14 protein-coding genes and 1 tRNA gene are annotated in these 14,922 nt (G+C 61.7%); 11 read left to right on the plus strand and 4 right to left on the minus strand.

The window, feature by feature from the left end:
- Positions 1-152: 152 nt before the first annotated feature.
- Positions 153-1,478, minus strand: coding sequence for an isocitrate lyase (gene aceA, locus B2J77_RS07800; RefSeq protein ID WP_023534769.1), 1,326 nt, complete (start codon positions 1,476-1,478; stop codon positions 153-155).
- Between the two features lie 485 nt (positions 1,479-1,963).
- Positions 1,964-2,698 (minus strand): secretin N-terminal domain-containing protein, encoded by a 735-nt coding sequence (locus tag B2J77_RS07805; RefSeq protein ID WP_058639789.1) that lies wholly within the window; start codon positions 2,696-2,698, stop codon positions 1,964-1,966.
- Between the two features lie 207 nt (positions 2,699-2,905).
- Here B2J77_RS07805 and B2J77_RS07810 point away from each other — a divergent pair, with 207 nt between their 5' ends.
- Together B2J77_RS07810 and B2J77_RS07815 are read left to right on the plus strand one after the other, a co-directional pair.
- On the plus strand, positions 2,906-4,615 hold the full coding sequence (locus B2J77_RS07810; protein ID WP_058639788.1) for a S8/S53 family peptidase: 1,710 nt from the start codon (positions 2,906-2,908) through the stop codon (positions 4,613-4,615).
- Positions 4,616-4,700: 85 nt separating this feature from the next.
- Positions 4,701-6,143 carry a SulP family inorganic anion transporter gene (locus B2J77_RS07815; RefSeq protein WP_058639787.1) on the plus strand — a complete coding sequence of 481 codons (1,443 nt, stop codon included), beginning with the start codon at positions 4,701-4,703 and terminating at the stop codon, positions 6,141-6,143.
- A 36-nt stretch (positions 6,144-6,179) separates the two neighbouring features.
- On the opposite strand, the gene B2J77_RS07820 is transcribed toward B2J77_RS07815, so the two are convergent.
- Positions 6,180-6,605, minus strand: a complete 426-nt coding sequence (locus B2J77_RS07820) for a hypothetical protein (protein WP_078478317.1) — start codon at positions 6,603-6,605, stop codon at positions 6,180-6,182.
- A 177-nt stretch (positions 6,606-6,782) separates the two neighbouring features.
- Here B2J77_RS07820 and B2J77_RS07825 point away from each other — a divergent pair, with 177 nt between their 5' ends.
- Complete coding sequence (locus tag B2J77_RS07825; RefSeq protein ID WP_027916244.1) at positions 6,783-7,085, plus strand: hypothetical protein; 303 nt, start codon at positions 6,783-6,785, stop codon at positions 7,083-7,085.
- An 8-nt stretch (positions 7,086-7,093) separates the two neighbouring features.
- On the opposite strand, the gene B2J77_RS07830 is transcribed toward B2J77_RS07825, so the two are convergent.
- Entirely contained in the window at positions 7,094-8,347 is a 1,254-nt protein-coding gene (locus tag B2J77_RS07830) for an aspartate aminotransferase family protein (protein ID WP_078478318.1), read from the minus strand.
- Between the two features lie 334 nt (positions 8,348-8,681).
- Here B2J77_RS07830 and B2J77_RS07835 point away from each other — a divergent pair, with 334 nt between their 5' ends.
- The 8 genes from B2J77_RS07835 (at position 8,682) to B2J77_RS07870 (ending at position 14,870) form a co-directional block, all read left to right on the plus strand.
- Complete coding sequence (locus B2J77_RS07835) at positions 8,682-10,064, plus strand: amino acid permease (protein WP_058639784.1); 1,383 nt, start codon at positions 8,682-8,684, stop codon at positions 10,062-10,064.
- 57 nt (positions 10,065-10,121) lie between these two features.
- Positions 10,122-10,619, plus strand: a complete 498-nt coding sequence (locus B2J77_RS07840; protein WP_058639783.1) for a PaaI family thioesterase — start codon at positions 10,122-10,124, stop codon at positions 10,617-10,619.
- A 37-nt stretch (positions 10,620-10,656) separates the two neighbouring features.
- Positions 10,657-11,106 (plus strand): GNAT family N-acetyltransferase, encoded by a 450-nt coding sequence (locus B2J77_RS07845; protein ID WP_058639782.1) that lies wholly within the window; start codon positions 10,657-10,659, stop codon positions 11,104-11,106.
- Positions 11,107-11,215: 109 nt separating this feature from the next.
- Positions 11,216-11,605, plus strand: a complete 390-nt coding sequence (locus tag B2J77_RS07850) for a helix-turn-helix domain-containing protein (protein ID WP_058639781.1) — start codon at positions 11,216-11,218, stop codon at positions 11,603-11,605.
- 63 nt (positions 11,606-11,668) lie between these two features.
- A complete protein-coding gene (gene uvrY, locus B2J77_RS07855; protein WP_027916239.1) occupies positions 11,669-12,307 on the plus strand; it encodes a UvrY/SirA/GacA family response regulator transcription factor in 639 nt (212 codons plus the stop codon).
- Between the two features lie 5 nt (positions 12,308-12,312).
- Positions 12,313-14,136 (plus strand): excinuclease ABC subunit UvrC, encoded by a 1,824-nt coding sequence (gene uvrC / locus B2J77_RS07860; protein ID WP_058605068.1) that lies wholly within the window; start codon positions 12,313-12,315, stop codon positions 14,134-14,136.
- Positions 14,137-14,169: 33 nt separating this feature from the next.
- Positions 14,170-14,730 carry a CDP-diacylglycerol--glycerol-3-phosphate 3-phosphatidyltransferase gene (gene pgsA / locus B2J77_RS07865; protein ID WP_023534788.1) on the plus strand — a complete coding sequence of 187 codons (561 nt, stop codon included), beginning with the start codon at positions 14,170-14,172 and terminating at the stop codon, positions 14,728-14,730.
- A gap of 64 nt (positions 14,731-14,794) precedes the next feature.
- Positions 14,795-14,870: transfer RNA gene (locus B2J77_RS07870), tRNA-Gly, on the plus strand.
- The last annotated feature ends 52 nt before the right edge of the window (positions 14,871-14,922 follow it).

Raw genomic sequence — 14,922 nt, forward strand, 5'->3', positions numbered from 1 at the left:
GCACTCGCCGCGCTTTGCGAAGCCCCCCTGTTCTTTGCGAAGAAACCCTGGTCCACGTGCAGGTTCGGTTTGACCTGAGCTGGCCACCTTCAGCAAAACGAAGGCCCGGGGCCTGTACAAGCCCCGGGCCTTCGTTAAACCGCAACCCACTATCAGTGGAACTGCTCTTCCTCAGTCGAACCGGTGAGCGCAGTCACCGACGAAGCCCCACCCTGGATCACGGTGGTCATGTCATCGAAGTAGCCCGTACCCACTTCCTGCTGATGCGCCACGAAGGTGTAACCCTTGCTGGCGTCGGCGAACTCCTGCTCTTGCAGCTTCACATAGGCGGTCATGTCGTTGCGGGCGTAGTCGTGCGCCAGGTTGAACATGCCATGCCACATGTTGTGGATGCCGGCCAGGGTGATGAACTGGTGCTTGTAGCCCATGGCCGACAGCTCGCGCTGGAATTTGGCGATGGTGGCATCGTCCAGGTTCTTCTTCCAGTTGAACGAAGGCGAGCAGTTGTACGACAGGATCTGGTCCGGATATTCCTTCTTGATCGCTTCGGCAAAGCGGCGGGCTTCGTCCAGGTCCGGCTTGGCGGTTTCGCACCAGATCAGGTCGGCGTAAGGGGCGTAGGCCAGGCCGCGGGCGATGGCCTGGTCTAGCCCTGCGCGCACTTTGTAGAAGCCTTCGCGGGTGCGCTCGCCGATCACGAACGGCTGATCGTAGGGGTCGCAGTCACTGGTCAGCAGGTCGGCAGCGTTAGCGTCGGTACGGGCAAGGATGATCGTTGGTACGCCCGAAACGTCGGCTGCCAGGCGCGCGGCGACCAGCTTTTGCACGGCTTCCTGGGTCGGCACCAGCACCTTGCCGCCCATGTGGCCGCATTTTTTCACCGAGGCCAGCTGGTCTTCGAAGTGCACGCCCGCAGCGCCTGCTTCGATCATGTTCTTCATCAGCTCGTAGGCGTTGAGCACGCCGCCAAAACCGGCTTCGGCATCCGCCACGATGGGCGCGAAGTAGTCAATATAGCCTTCATCGCCTGGGTTCTTGCCAGCCTTCCACTGGATCTGGTCGGCGCGGCGGAAGGAGTTGTTGATGCGCTTGACCACCGTCGGCACGGAGTCGACCGGGTACAGCGACTGGTCGGGGTACATGGACTCGGCGGAGTTATTGTCGGCAGCTACCTGCCAGCCCGACAGGTAGATGGCCTGGATGCCTGCCTTGACCTGCTGCACGGCCTGGCCGCCGGTGAGGGCGCCCATGCAGTTGACGAAATCTTTTTCCGGGCGGAACGATGGATGTGCACCTTGGGTAACCAGCTTCCACAGCTTTTCTGCACCCAGGCGGGCCAGGGTGTGCTCCGGCTGCAGGGAGCCACGCAGGCGAACGACATCGGCGGCGGTGTAGGTACGGGTCACGCCTTTCCAGCGCGGGTTTTCGGCCCAGTCTTTCTCAAGGGCTGCAATTTGCTGTTCGCGTGTCAGTGCCATGGAAGTAAACCTCGTCGCATCGATCTTGGGTTAATTGTGCGGATGCTCGGGGCAGATCAGGGCGCTGGCGGCAGTCCTGTTAAAGCAGGTACGGCGGCATCGGGCAAGGATGAGGGGTAAGGCGGGCAGTCAGGTCCATCGGTGCCCCGGCAGGTCGGCTCGTGGATGCCTCGCTGCGGTGCTACGCGAATGCTGTGACGGCGGTGACGCACTTGAGTCCCTCGCAACCACTTGCTCGTTGCAGTCGCCACCTCGTCGAACCGCCTTGTGGGCTGTACGGACACAGGGCGCCTCCAAGGTGACAGAGGGCGCCCCGAAGGCCCTTGCCAGGGCCCCTGATTAGCGGGAGCGAGGCCATCATGCCCTCGTGAAAAAGTGCCTGTCAAACGTTTTGTAGTGCTTTTTTAGGTCTACTACATCTTTGGTCTAATACGACTCATCAGTCAGTTCAGAGGCCTTTGGTCGAGGCCGCAGACTGTCTGGGATCAGTCCAAAACATCGACTTTCACCCGCACTGTCATGTTTTTTCCCCGCTCGGTGCTGTAGATATGGCTTGCGCTGCTGAAACCGGCCTGGCTCTGCTGGTTGTACCCGGCCATATCGATCCACTCGCCAACCTTGCCGGTCAAGGTTGTGTCGGTGCTTTGAACATCCACTACATCTGCACGTTCGCGGCTGATACGATCATTATTGGTGCTGATCTGTAGGCGAACGGTGTCCCCAGTAAGCATCGGCGTTACGTAAAAACCTTGGGTGACATTGCGGTATTGGGTGTCGCTCTGCATGCGCCCGTATCCATCGGTGCTGGAGCTGGTGACGGGGATGCTCTGGCCGACCTGGATCAGCGCTGGTTGGCCTTCGCTTGCCTGGATCTGCTGTACGCCGCCGTCGCGGTTGGAGGTGCCGTGGCGGATGATCCTGGCGTTGCCGCGGGTATCCTGAAATTGGCTGTCGCTGGTGTCGACGCTGATCAGCAAGCGCTTGGCGGCCGTGTCCAGTTGCTTGAGCACATTACGCAGCTCGCCGATGCGTTGTGGGCTGGCATTGACGATGAGCTTGTTCTCGAAGGCACTGACGGTGCCGTCCTGGCCGATGAAGGCTTGCGCGGGCGCCAGCAATTCGGCGCTGCTGCGGTGCTGCAGCGGCACGACCTCAGTCTCGGCCTGTGCGGCCAGGCTGGCCAGCATTGCCAGCGAGATGAAAAGCGGGCGTGTGGACATGGGCAGGTCTCCGTAAAAGGTGAGTGTAATCGCTGCATCGGCAGCGCCTGGACTTCCTGAGCTATTTCGCAGCAATTAATTCCTGGATCGTCAGCGGTGCCATCTTGGACCTCGGCTTCCACAAGGAGGGTCCCGAAGGACAGGGCAGCGGCTGAACCTTGGCAGGGGTCGTGGGTCGCAATCACAGGCCATCCGGGGGCGACTGTCATGAAACGCTGGTTCATCGTATGGGGGTGCTTGTGGAGCGCCGGTTTGCAGGCAGCGCCTGATGTGCTGCGCATCCAGCACCTGCAACGCTGCGGTGATGTATTGAGTACTGAGCGCCAGCAGTGGTGCCTGCGCGTGACGGGGCTGGGTGAACAGCCGCCAACATTCAAGGTTGGGGGTGTGACAGTGCCTGCTAAAGCGTTGGAGCGCCAAGGTGACACGTTCACGCTGACCCTTGGAGACCAGCCTGGACCGAGTGCGCCGTTGTGGCTGGAGGTCAACGGGCAGGCCAGCAACCCTGTGTGGTTGACTCGTCAACGCAGTCATGTGGTCGCCGCAGGCCCCGATGAGGTGGCCAAGAACATGGACGGCCTGACCACCTACCTGAATCTGGTCAGTGTGCTGGTAGAAGAGAAATACGACGGTCTGCACGAGGCCAGGCGCATTGCCGAAAAGTACGGCGCGCAGGTGGTGGGCGCCATAGCGCCGCTGAACGTCTACCAGTTGCGCTTGCCGGTGCACGACCTGGTGCAACGGGACGCCATGATCCTGCGCATGGGCACGGAGGTCAGTGTCGATGCGGTGATCGTGGAAGAGTCGGCTCCCGAACGGGGCGAGGAGGGGGACGACCGCGCCGAACCAGCCATCACCCAGGCCGATGAATGGGCCGCGAACCGCTTCATGGACGCCTTGTACTACTATCAGCGCCGCATCCCTGCTTCCAGAATCCCTGTCCAGCCTGTGCGTGTGGGAGTGATTGAAAGGGGTGTGGACTTCGATGCGGCAGGCTTCACGCGTTATCGCGGCGCCTGTGAGCACGGGCAGACGTGCGTGTATGCCAGGGACGGCAGCGAGTCTGCTAGCCATGGCACTCATGTGGCGGGCATTTTCGCCGCCCAGGATGAAGGCTTTCTCGCTGGGCTGGGCAAGGCAAGCCCGGGGTTCGATGTGATCGTCGACCGTAATTCCGACGCCGGTATCACGGCCAATATCGCCGCATCCGTCAACCTGGTGCAGGACGGTGTGCGGGTGCTGAACTGGAGTTGGGGCATTCACCGGCTAGGTGCCCGTAACATCAAGGGAGATGAGGTCGACTCGCTGGTCCGTTCCGGGCTGGCCATGAGCGGTTATGAAGAGCTGCTGGAGGAGTTTTTCCTGTGGCTGCGGGCCAAGCATCCGGATGTGATTGTGGTGAATTCCGCGGGTAATGGGGCTTCGTGGTCGGGCACGGACGAATACCGATTGCCGTCGTCCTTCGTCACCGAACAGTTGCTGGTGGTGGGCGGCCATCAGCGCAGTGAGCACGCTGTACCCGTCAGTGACCCGCGGCATGTGCGCAAGCGCCACAGCTCCAACATCGACAGTCGCGTGGATGTCAGCGCCGCCGCATGCCTGCGCCCCTCCGGCGAAGCCAAACCCCATTGCGGCACGTCCTATGCCACGCCTTTGGTGGCGGCCACCGTGGCCGCGATGCTGTCGATCAACCCGGCGCTGACCCCGACGCAGGTGCGTATGCTGCTACGTCGCAGTGCGCTGACCCTTGGCGAGCAGCAGGATTTCGAGGCGATGGATGCCGAGGACTTGACTGCCCCCATTTTGCCGTCGGAGCGAGGCGGGCGCCTGGATGACCCGGACCTTGGGCGTTCTGCGCGCCTGGACATGCAGCGTGCCCTGGATTTGGCGGTGCAGAGCCGCGATCGGGTGCGCTGATCGGTGGCTCCTGCCTGACAAATTCCGTAACATTGCGCCTTCATTTTCGCACTCCGTCCGTTCTGGACCGTCACCCAGGAATTCCATGAAACCCGCTCGCCTACGTGCCGACCTGCTGGCCGGCTTGACCACCTCGTTTGCCCTCGTGCCCGAATGCATCGCGTTCGCCTTGGTGGCACACCTCAACCCCTTGATGGGCCTTTATGGCGCATTCGTCATTTGCACGCTGACCGCGCTGTTCGGCGGCCGGCCGGGGATGATTTCCGGTGCTGCAGGCTCGATGGCTGTCGTGATCGTCGCCCTGGTGGTGCAGCACGGCGCGCAATACCTGCTGGCCACAGTGTTGCTCGGGGGCGTAGTGATGATCCTGTTCGGCGTATTGCGCCTGGGCAAGCTGGTCAGGCTGGTGCCGTACCCGGTAATGCTCGGCTTCGTCAATGGTCTTGCGATCGTCATTGCCATGGCCCAGCTTGAGCATTTCAAGCAAGGCGAGCGCTGGCTGCACGGGGTGCCCTTGTACCTGATGGTCGGCCTGGTGGCCTTGACGATGGCGGTGGTCTACATTCTGCCTAGGCTCACCCGCGCCGTGCCTCCGGCGTTGGTTGCGATCCTGGGCGTAGGCCTGTTGGTGTACCTGTTCGACCTGCCGACCCGCACCCTGGGTGACATGGCCCACATTGCCGGTGGCCTTCCGCAGCTGGCTTGGCCGGCGGTGCCCTGGACCCTTGAAACTTTGCAGATCATTGCCCCTTATGCCGTATTGATGGCCATGGTGGGCCTGCTCGAAACCCTGCTCACCCTCAACCTGACGGACGAGATCACCGAAAGCCGCGGCTTTCCGGACCGCGAGTGCGTGGCGCTTGGGGCGGCCAATATGGTGTCGGGATTGTGCGGCGGCATGGGTGGATGCGCCATGATCGGTCAGACGGTGATCAACCTCAGTTCCGGTGGGCGAGGGCGGCTATCAGGGGTGATGGCCGGGGTGATGATCCTGTTGTTCGTGCTGTTCCTTTCGCCATTGATCGAACGTATCCCCTTGGCGGCCCTGGTGGGTGTCATGTTCGTGGTCGCGCAACAGACGTTCGCCTGGGCGTCGCTGCGGGTGCTGCACAAGGTGCCGGTGAACGACATGCTGGCGATCATCGCCGTCACCGTGGTGACTGTGTTCACCGACCTGGCCATGGCCGTGCTGTTCGGCATCGTGATCGCGGCGGTGAACTTTGCCTGGCAGCATGCGCGCGAACTGTACGCCGACAGCCATGAGGACGAGCACGGGCACAAGCGTTATCAGGTGCACGGCACCTTGTTCTTCGCCTCGACCGCGCCGTTCCTGAACCAGTTCGACCCGGCCAATGACCCGGCCGAGGTGACCTTGGACTGCCAGCACCTGAGCTTTGTGGACTATTCGGCCATTGCCGCGCTGAAAACCTTGCGCGAGCGCTATGCCAAAGTCGGCAAGCACCTGCGGGTGGTGCATTTGTCCGAACGTTGCAAGAAGCTGCTCAAGCGGGCCGGCGAACAGCACTGAGGCGGCGGCCCGCCGCATGGGCCGCAGGCCAGAGCTTCAGTCAGCCGGGGCCTGCAGGTGCCACTGTCCGTCCGCTTCATGGGCCAGCCCGCTGGCGGGCAGCAGGGCGAGCAGGCGCGGGTGCAGCGCTGCATCCGTGAAGGTCTGTACGGTGGTCAGGTCGAGGATGCCGGACAGCGTCAGATCCACCTTGGTGTACGACAGCCAGGCCTTTTTCAGGACTTGCGCCACGTCGCTGGCGGCGGTACTGGCGAAGCGGCGATGCCATGGCCGGCCGTCGAACGAGAATGTGTGCGCCAGGGCGTAGCTCGTCTGGTCGGCGCCTTCAAGGCAACGGTGGCAGCGGCAGGGCCCCTCGCCAAACGCATTGCGCAGATAGCTGTTGAAATCCACCACCGGCTTGAGGGACAGGCGTTTGTCGACGTCGAACAGGTCGGCGATCATGGGTTCTTCAGCGCTCACTCGGGATCCTCGTATGCTAGGGCGTGTATCGGCCGGCACCCTAACAGATCGTTGCAGGCAGATCACCTGTGTTGGTCTGCACCGCGCCGGTTCGGCAGGCGAACGCTAGAGACAAGGCGCGGCCGCTGCCGTACTCTACGCGCCCCTATGCCCACCCACGTTTCGAGGTAGACCCGCTTGAGCAACCAGTACCCGTACATCGCCACCATCACCATCAGCGCCGAAGACCGAGGCGGCGACATCGAAGCCTCGGAAAACGCCAGCATGCGCGTGGGCCTGGAAGCGGTGACCGAGACCCTCAAGAAGGTGCATTTCGTCGGTACGCTGGCCGCTCCGGAAAAGAACGCCACGCACATCTGCGTGACCCTGGAGAATGGCCTGACCTACTACGGCCCGATCGTCAACGGCCACGCCGAACTCGAAGGCGGCTGGATTGCCTTCGAGTCCGATATGCTTACCCCGCAAGAGCTGGGTCTCTAAGCCCCTCTTCAGGAGCCAAGCTCGGCAAGGCACTGCTCGAGAATATCCAAGCCTTCCTCGAGCACGTAGGCCTCGATGGTCAGCGGTGCCAGCAGGCGTATGATGTGCCGTGCCTTGCCGCTGGGCATCAGCAGCAGACCTTTTGCGCGTGCCGCTTCCATCACCTTGCTCAGTTGCGCCGGTGCCGGGCTGCCGTCGGCATTGACGAGCTCGATCCCGCGCATGGCGCCGACGCCGGTCAAGCGGCCGATGAACGGGCTCAGGTCTGTAGCCTTCCAGTGCTCGAAGCGGCGCACGATTGCCTGTTCCTGGCGTTCGCCCCAAGTCGCGATATTCTCGTCGGTCATCTGTGCCAGGCTGGCCAGGGCCGCTGCGCAGGCGATCGGGTTGCCTGAATAAGTGCCACCCAGGCCGCCCTTGGGCAGCGCTGCCATCAGTTCCTTGCGCCCGACCACCGCACCCAGCGGCATGCCGCCGGCAATGCTTTTGGCCAACAGCAGCAGATCGGGCTCAAGCCCTAAACGTGGGAAGGCGAAGCGCTGCCCGGTACGCCCGAAGCCCGACTGGATCTCGTCGATGATGATCAAGATGCCATGCTCGTCGCAGAAACGGCGCAGGGCCTGGGCGAACGTTGGGTCAAGGGCGAGGAACCCGCCTTCACCTTGCACCGGCTCGAAGATGAACGCCGCCACGTCCTCCACCGCTAGCTCGACGCTGAACAGGCGGTCCATGGCCTTGAGGGCCTGTTCGCAGGTAACCCCGGTGTCGGTGCTGGGGTAGGGCAGGTGGTACACCGGCCCCGGCAGCTCGCCGACCCGCTGCTTGTAAGGGGCGACCTTGCCATTGAGGTTCAGGGTGGCCAGGGTACGGCCATGGAAGCCGCCATCGAAGGCGATGATGGCGCGCTTGCCGGTCGCCGCGCGGGCTACTTTCAGGGCATTTTCGGCCGCCTCCGCGCCGCTGTTGGTCAGCATGCCGGCCAGCGGGTAAGCGACCGGGATGAATTGGCTCAGTTGCGCCATCAGCTCAAGGTAAGGGGCATGTGGGGCTGCGTTGAAAGCGTAGTGAGTCAGGCGGCTGGCTTGATCCTGTATGGCTTGTACGACCGCTGGATTGCAATGGCCCAGGTTCAGCACGCCGATGCCGCCTACGAAATCGATGTAGCGTTTTCCTTGGTCGTCCCACACCTCGGCGTTGCGGCCATGTGTAAGGGTGATGGGATGAACGATGGCGATGGATTGGCTGATGCAGTCGTGGTTCATGAGGCGGGGACCTGTGGGCGATGTACTGCCTATCCAAGCGCCTAGGGGTCAGGGGGTGCAAACGAATTATTGGATTGGTTTCATTCCTACGGTTCTTGATGTGCCCGAGGCTGTGATCAGTGGTGCACTGGTCATGCTCTTTGAACAACATGATTCACCCTTTTGCAAGGGAGGCTCATACGCCACGCTAGGGAACGTAGTCCACGTAGGAGGACGCTTAATCATTCCCTCAAGGAATTACGTACTGATAAAACGTCGTTTGTGACACCTCTGGCAAGTCTCAATACTTACCCGGATCAAAAAATGACCGTGCGATCCAGTCAGAGGGTTCAACATGGCTTCCCCGAACAACAAGAAACAGCGTTCCTTGCAACATGGCCTGACATCCCGTCAGGTATCGATGATTTCCATTGCCGGCATCATAGGCGCCGGGCTGTTCATTGGCTCCTCCAACGCCATCGCCACGGCAGGCCCGGCGATCCTCATTTCCTATGCCATGACCGGGCTGCTGGTGTTGCTGGTGATGCGCATGCTGGGCGAGATGGCCATCGCCAATCCCAACAGCGGTTCTTTTTCCACCTACGCCTCGCAGGCCATCGGCCCGTGGGCGGGCTTTACCATCGGCTGGCTGTACTGGTGGTTCTGGGTGCTGATCATTCCGGTCGAGGCCATCGCCGGCGCTGATATCCTGCATGCCTACTTTCCCGGGGTGCCGTCCTGGCTGTTCGCCTTCATGATCATGCTCGTGCTATCAGGTACCAACCTGATCAGCGTCAAGAACTTCGGCGCCTTCGAGTACTGGTTCGCGTTGATCAAGGTCGTGGCCATCGTTGCCTTCATCGTCGTATGTACCCTGGCGGTGACTGGCTTTTGGCCCTTGGCCGACGTGTCCGGGGTCAGCAGACTCTGGGATACCGGAGGCTTCATGCCCAACGGCTTTGGCACTGTACTGGGCGGTGTACTGATCACCATCTTTTCGTTCTTCGGTGCGGAGATCGTCACCATCGCTGCCGACGAAACGGCCAACCCCAAGGACAAGATCCGTCGTGCCACCAACCTGGTGGTGTATCGCATCGCGATCTTCTACCTGGCTTCGATCTTCCTGGTGGTTTCGCTGGTCGCCTGGAATGACCCAGGGCTCAAGGCAGTCGGCTCGTTCCAACGGGTCCTTGAGGTGCTGAACGTGCCTGGCGCCAAGCTGCTGGTGGACATGGTGGTGCTGGTGGCCGTGACCAGTTGCATGAACTCGGGGCTGTATACCGCCTCGCGCATGCTGTATTCGCTGGGCGCCCGCGGGCAGGCTCTGCCCATCACCCGGCGCATTGCAGGCTCCGGCGTGCCTACGGTCGCGGTGATCCTCTCGACGTTGGCAGGGTTTGCCGGGTGTCTGGTCAACTATGTGTTCCCAGGCAAGGTGTTCGGCTTTCTGCTGTCCACCACCGGTGCCATCGCGTTGCTGGTGTATCTGGTCATCGCCGTGTCCCAACTGCGCATGCGCGCGCGCGCGGAGCGCGAAGGGCGCTTGCTGGAGCTGAAGATGTGGTTGTTCCCCTGGCTCACCTGGCTGGTGATCGCCACCATCGTCCTGGTGCTAGGGTACATGTTGTTCAGCGATGCCTACCGGTACGAGACATTGATGACAGCCGGGGTCACGACGTTCATCCTCGTGGTGGCGCTGGCCAGGCGCCCCGGCAAGGCGAGCCTGCAAACCGCGTGACCTATCTGCTTTAATGAGGGCGTAGCGCGCCCTCATTACAACAAGCACAGGAAGCGTATGAACGATCAAGCCTTGAGCCTGCAGGCAGTGGCTGCCCCGGATGGCATTTGCTATGGCTGTGGCAGCGCCCATCCGCACGGGCTCCGTGTACAAAGCCATTGGGCCGAAGACGGCATTCATCTGGTCTGTCGACACACCCCCGACGCTACCTTTACCGGCTGGCCGGGGTTGGTCTATGGCGGATTGCTGGCAATGCTGGTGGACTGCCACTCCAATTGGACGGCCATGGCCTATCACTATCGAAGCGAAGGCCGGACGCCTGGCAGCTTGCCGCGTATCGATTGCGTCACTGGCCGCCTGGGGCTTGAGTACCTCAAACCGACACCCATGGGGGTTGAGCTGCTGCTCAAGGCTCGAGTCGAAGGAGAAGTGGCACGCAAAAGCCGGGTGATCTGCGAGGTGTGGGCCGATGGGGTGCTCACCGTCAGGGCCGATTCGGTGTTCGTTCGTGTCGATACCGATGCATTGCAGCGCCAAGCCCACGCAAGGGCGTGAGTTCGTTCCGGCCAAGCCTGCCTGAGCGGGAGAACGCGTGATGCTGCAACTCATTCCTGCCACTGACAGTGATGTGACGTTCGCCCGCGACCTGACGCGCCGCCTCATGCTGCCTTATTACCACCGATACGACCTTCTGTGGGTGGAGCAGGCTTTCGACCAGGCCTGGCAGTGGCGCGAGCAGTGGCTAGTGACCGACACCGATACCGACGCCGTGTTGGGTTTCTGCAGTCTCAGCCAGGATAGCCAGGCGCTTTTCATCCGGGAGTTGCATTTGCTTCCCGCTTACCAGGGGCAGGGGGTTGGCAGCTGGGTGCTCGAAACGCTCGCGCAATGGGCAGCCCAACGGCGTTTGGCGCTGCTCAGGCTGATGGTGTTTCGCACCAATCCGGCGCGCAGGCTTTACCAGCGGCGAGGGTTCATCGAAATGGGGGAGGATGATTGTTTTGTGCGCATGCAGCGCAGGATCGATTGCTCAGGGCAATGATGCCTTGTCCCAGTCGGCCGGCAGCGGCATAGTGCCCTTTGTAAACGAGGCAGCGGTGCGTGCGGACGTGGCGCTGCTCGGAGATACTCAGGGACAAGGAGACGCCCGGATGAATGGAATCGGCCCTCGGCTGCGGGAAGAACGTGAGCGGCTGGGTATGACCCAGCGTGTATTCGGCGATATCGGTGGGGTGGAACCCAACGCGCAGGGCAAATACGAAAGTGGGGAGCGCATGCCACGTGTCGATTACCTGGCTGCGGTAGCGGCCAGGGGGGTTGATGCGCTGTATGTTCTGAACGGGGTACGCATCCCTGTACCCTTGCATGGGATTAGTGCGCAGGAGTCGGACGTGCTCAACGCGCTTCGGGGCCTGGCTGAGGCCGACAAGGCGGCGATTGTCCACCTGTTGAAACGTCTGTCTGACCACAGGCATGAGCAGCCGGGGCGTATAGGTTCGGACCCAGGTCGTCAGTCGTTTCTGACGAAAGCAATGCGCTAGGCCGGTCTTGAAAAATTTTGTTAAGGTGGCGTCATACAATCGCCCTGCTGAAGAGGTGTGTGCTTGATTAGGGTCCTAGTGGTCGACGACCACGATCTGGTACGAACCGGTATTACGCGCATGCTGGCCGATATCGACGGCTTGCAGGTGGTAGGTGAAGGGGACTCCGGCGAATCGGCGCTCAAGCTTGCGCGCGAGCTCAAGCCAGACGTTGTGCTGATGGACGTCAAGATGCCTGGCATCGGTGGTCTTGAGGCCACGCGCAAGTTGCTGCGCAGCCACCCTGACATAAAGGTGGTGGCAGTGACCGTGTGTGAAGAAGACCCGTTCCCCACGCGCCTGCTGCAAGCCGGGGCGGCCGGCTACCTGACCAAGGGCGCCGGCCTCGATGAGATGGTCCAGGCCATTCGCCTGGCATTTGCCGGCCAACGCTACATCAGCCCGCAGATCGCTCAGCAGTTGGCGCTAAAATCGTTCCAGCCACAGGGCTCGCCATTCGATGCATTGTCCGAGCGTGAAATCCAGATTGCCCTGATGATCGTCGGCTGCCAGAAAGTGCAGATCATTTCCGACAAGTTGTGCCTCTCGCCCAAGACCGTCAATACCTACCGGTACCGGATCTTTGAAAAACTCTCGGTCACCAGCGACGTCGAACTGACATTGCTGGCCGTTCGCCACGGTATGGTTGACGCAAGCCTGTAAACCTCATGTCTGAAGTCTTTGATGCCAGCGCATTCCTGGCGACCTGCAGTGGTCGCCCGGGTGTGTACCGAATGTTCGACGCCGATGCGCGGCTGCTCTACGTGGGCAAGGCCAAGAACCTCAAGAAACGCTTGGCCAGTTATTTTCGCAAGTCCGGGCTGGCGCCCAAGACCGCTGCACTGGTCAGCCGCATCGCCCAGGTGGAAACCACCATCACCGCCAACGAAACCGAGGCGCTGCTGCTGGAGCAGAACCTGATCAAGGAGTGGCGCCCGCCGTACAACATCCTGCTGCGTGACGACAAGTCCTATCCTTATGTATTCCTTTCCGACGGTCAGTTCCCGCGGCTTGGCATTCATCGGGGCGCGAAGAAAGCCAAGGGGCGCTACTTCGGCCCCTACCCAAGTGCTGGGGCCATCCGCGAGAGCCTCAGCGTGCTGCAAAAGACCTTTCTGGTACGGCAATGCGAAGACAGCTACTACGCCAACCGCACCCGTCCATGCCTGCAATACCAGATCAAGCGCTGCAAGGGGCCCTGCACCGGCCTGGTCAGCGCCGAGGAATATGCCGAGGACGTACGCCATTCGGTGATGTTCCTGGAAGGGCGCAGCCAGCAGTTGGGCAATGAGCTCAATGCCGAGATGGAAAAGGCCGCCATGGACCTCAATTTCGAAAAAGCAGCCGAACTGCGCGACCAGATCGGCCTGCTGCGCCGCGTACAGGACCAGCAGTACATCGAAGGGGGCAGCGGCGAAGTCGACGTCATTGCCGCGTTCGTCAACCCCGGCGGCGCTTGCGTCCACATGATCAGCGTCCGTGGTGGGCGTGTGCTAGGGAGCAAGAACTTCTTCCCGCAGGTCGGCATCGAGGAAGACGTTTCCGAGGTGATGGCGGCATTCGTTTCCCAGTACTACGTCGGCAACCCGGAGCGTGAGTTGCCGGGGGAGCTGATCGTGAACGTGGTGCACGAGGACTTCGAGGCCATCACCGAGGCCCTCAATGCTCTACGCGGCCGCGAGCTGACCATCAGCCATCGCGTGCGTGGCACCCGTGCGCGCTGGCAGCAGTTGGCAGTGACCAATGCCGAGCAGGCGCTCAACGCACGCCTGGCTAATCGCCAGCACATGGCAGCACGCTTTGACGCACTGGCCGAAGTACTGGGCCTGGACGAAGTGCCGCAGCGCCTGGAGTGCTACGACATCAGCCACTCCAGTGGCGAGGCGACGGTCGCCAGCTGCGTGGTGTTCGGGCCGGAAGGGCCGATCAAGTCGGACTACCGGCGCTTCAATATCGAGGGCGTCACGGCCGGCGACGACTACGCCGCCATGCACCAGGCCCTGACCCGTCGTTACGGACGCATTCGCGATGGCGAGGGCAAGCTGCCGGACGTGCTGCTGGTGGACGGGGGCAAGGGCCAGTTGAACATGGCGCGCGATGTGATGCAGGAACTGGGGTTCAGCGAGTTGACCCTGCTTGGCGTGGCCAAAGGCGTGACGCGCAAGGCTGGTTTCGAAACCCTCTACCTGAACGATGTGCACAACGAATTCACCCTCAAGGGTGATTCGCCAGCGCTGCACTTGATCCAGCAGATCCGCGACGAGGCCCACCGCTTCGCGATCACCGGCCACCGTGCCCGTCGCGGCAAGGCCCGGCGGGTGTCGAGCCTGGAGGATGTGGCAGGCGTCGGGCCCAAGCGCAGGCGGGACTTGCTGAAACATTTCGGCGGCCTGCAAGAGCTCAACCGCGCCAGTGTCGACGAGATTGCCAAGGCACCGGGTATCAGTAAAAAGCTTGCCGAGTCGATTTATGCCAGCCTGCATAGCGAGTAGAATGCCGGGTTCAACCCGCGGCCAGTCGTACCGATGAATATTCCAAACCTGCTCACCGTTCTACGCGTTCTGCTCATCCCGATTTTCATCCTGCTGTTCTACATGCCGTTCCATTGGAGCTACATGGCCGCCAGCAGCGTATTTGCCGTCGCCGCCGCCACCGACTGGCTGGATGGCTACCTGGCGCGTCGGTTGCAGCAGAGCACCCCGTTCGGTGCGTTCCTGGACCCGGTGGCCGACAAGCTCATGGTCGCCGTTGCGCTGGTGCTGCTGGTGCAGACCCACGCCAACTTCTGGCTCACCTTGCCCGCTGCGGTCATCATCGGTCGCGAGATTGTGGTGTCGGCGCTGCGCGAGTGGATGGCCGAACTGGGCGCGCGGGCGCACGTGGCCGTGTCCAACCTGGGCAAGTGGAAGACGGCTGCACAAATGCTGGCGTTGGTGATCCTGCTGGGCAACCCGCCAGCGGTAACCTTCTGGGTGATCCTGGGTTATGGGTTGTTGTTAGTCGCGGCGGGCTTGACCCTGTGGTCGATGGTGCATTACCTAGTGGCTGCCTGGCCGCACCTGCGCGAAGGCTCGGAGCAGAAATAAAAGTTTTTTTGAATCAAGGGGTTGACGCCATTTTGGATATCGCTACAATGGCACCCATCACGACGCGGGAATAGCTCAGTTGGTAGAGCACGACCTTGCCAAGGTCGGGGTCGCGAGTTCGAGTCTCGTTTCCCGCTCCAAATATCGATCTACAGAGGCCTGTTGGTTTCTTAGGTCATCGAAAAAAGACGC

The sequence above is a fragment of the Pseudomonas parafulva genome, assembly GCF_002021815.1.
In the GTDB taxonomy this organism is placed as follows: domain Bacteria; phylum Pseudomonadota; class Gammaproteobacteria; order Pseudomonadales; family Pseudomonadaceae; genus Aquipseudomonas; species Aquipseudomonas parafulva_B.

Excerpts from the sequence above, each read along its gene's own strand:
- B2J77_RS07840 (WP_058639783.1), top strand. The coding sequence starts at position 10,122 with ATGAACGATCAAGCCTTGAGCCTGCAGGCAGTGGCTGCCCCGGATGGC.
- aceA (WP_023534769.1), bottom strand. The coding sequence starts at position 1,478 with ATGGCACTGACACGCGAACAGCAAATTGCAGCCCTTGAGAAAGACTGG.
- B2J77_RS07850 (WP_058639781.1), top strand. The coding sequence starts at position 11,216 with ATGAATGGAATCGGCCCTCGGCTGCGGGAAGAACGTGAGCGGCTGGGT.
- B2J77_RS07805 (WP_058639789.1), bottom strand. The coding sequence starts at position 2,698 with ATGTCCACACGCCCGCTTTTCATCTCGCTGGCAATGCTGGCCAGCCTG.
- B2J77_RS07835 (WP_058639784.1), top strand. The coding sequence starts at position 8,682 with ATGGCTTCCCCGAACAACAAGAAACAGCGTTCCTTGCAACATGGCCTG.
- pgsA (WP_023534788.1), top strand. The coding sequence starts at position 14,170 with ATGAATATTCCAAACCTGCTCACCGTTCTACGCGTTCTGCTCATCCCG.
- B2J77_RS07830 (WP_078478318.1), bottom strand. The coding sequence starts at position 8,347 with ATGAACCACGACTGCATCAGCCAATCCATCGCCATCGTTCATCCCATC.
- B2J77_RS07815 (WP_058639787.1), top strand. The coding sequence starts at position 4,701 with ATGAAACCCGCTCGCCTACGTGCCGACCTGCTGGCCGGCTTGACCACC.
- B2J77_RS07810 (WP_058639788.1), top strand. The coding sequence starts at position 2,906 with ATGAAACGCTGGTTCATCGTATGGGGGTGCTTGTGGAGCGCCGGTTTG.
- uvrC (WP_058605068.1), top strand. The coding sequence starts at position 12,313 with ATGTCTGAAGTCTTTGATGCCAGCGCATTCCTGGCGACCTGCAGTGGT.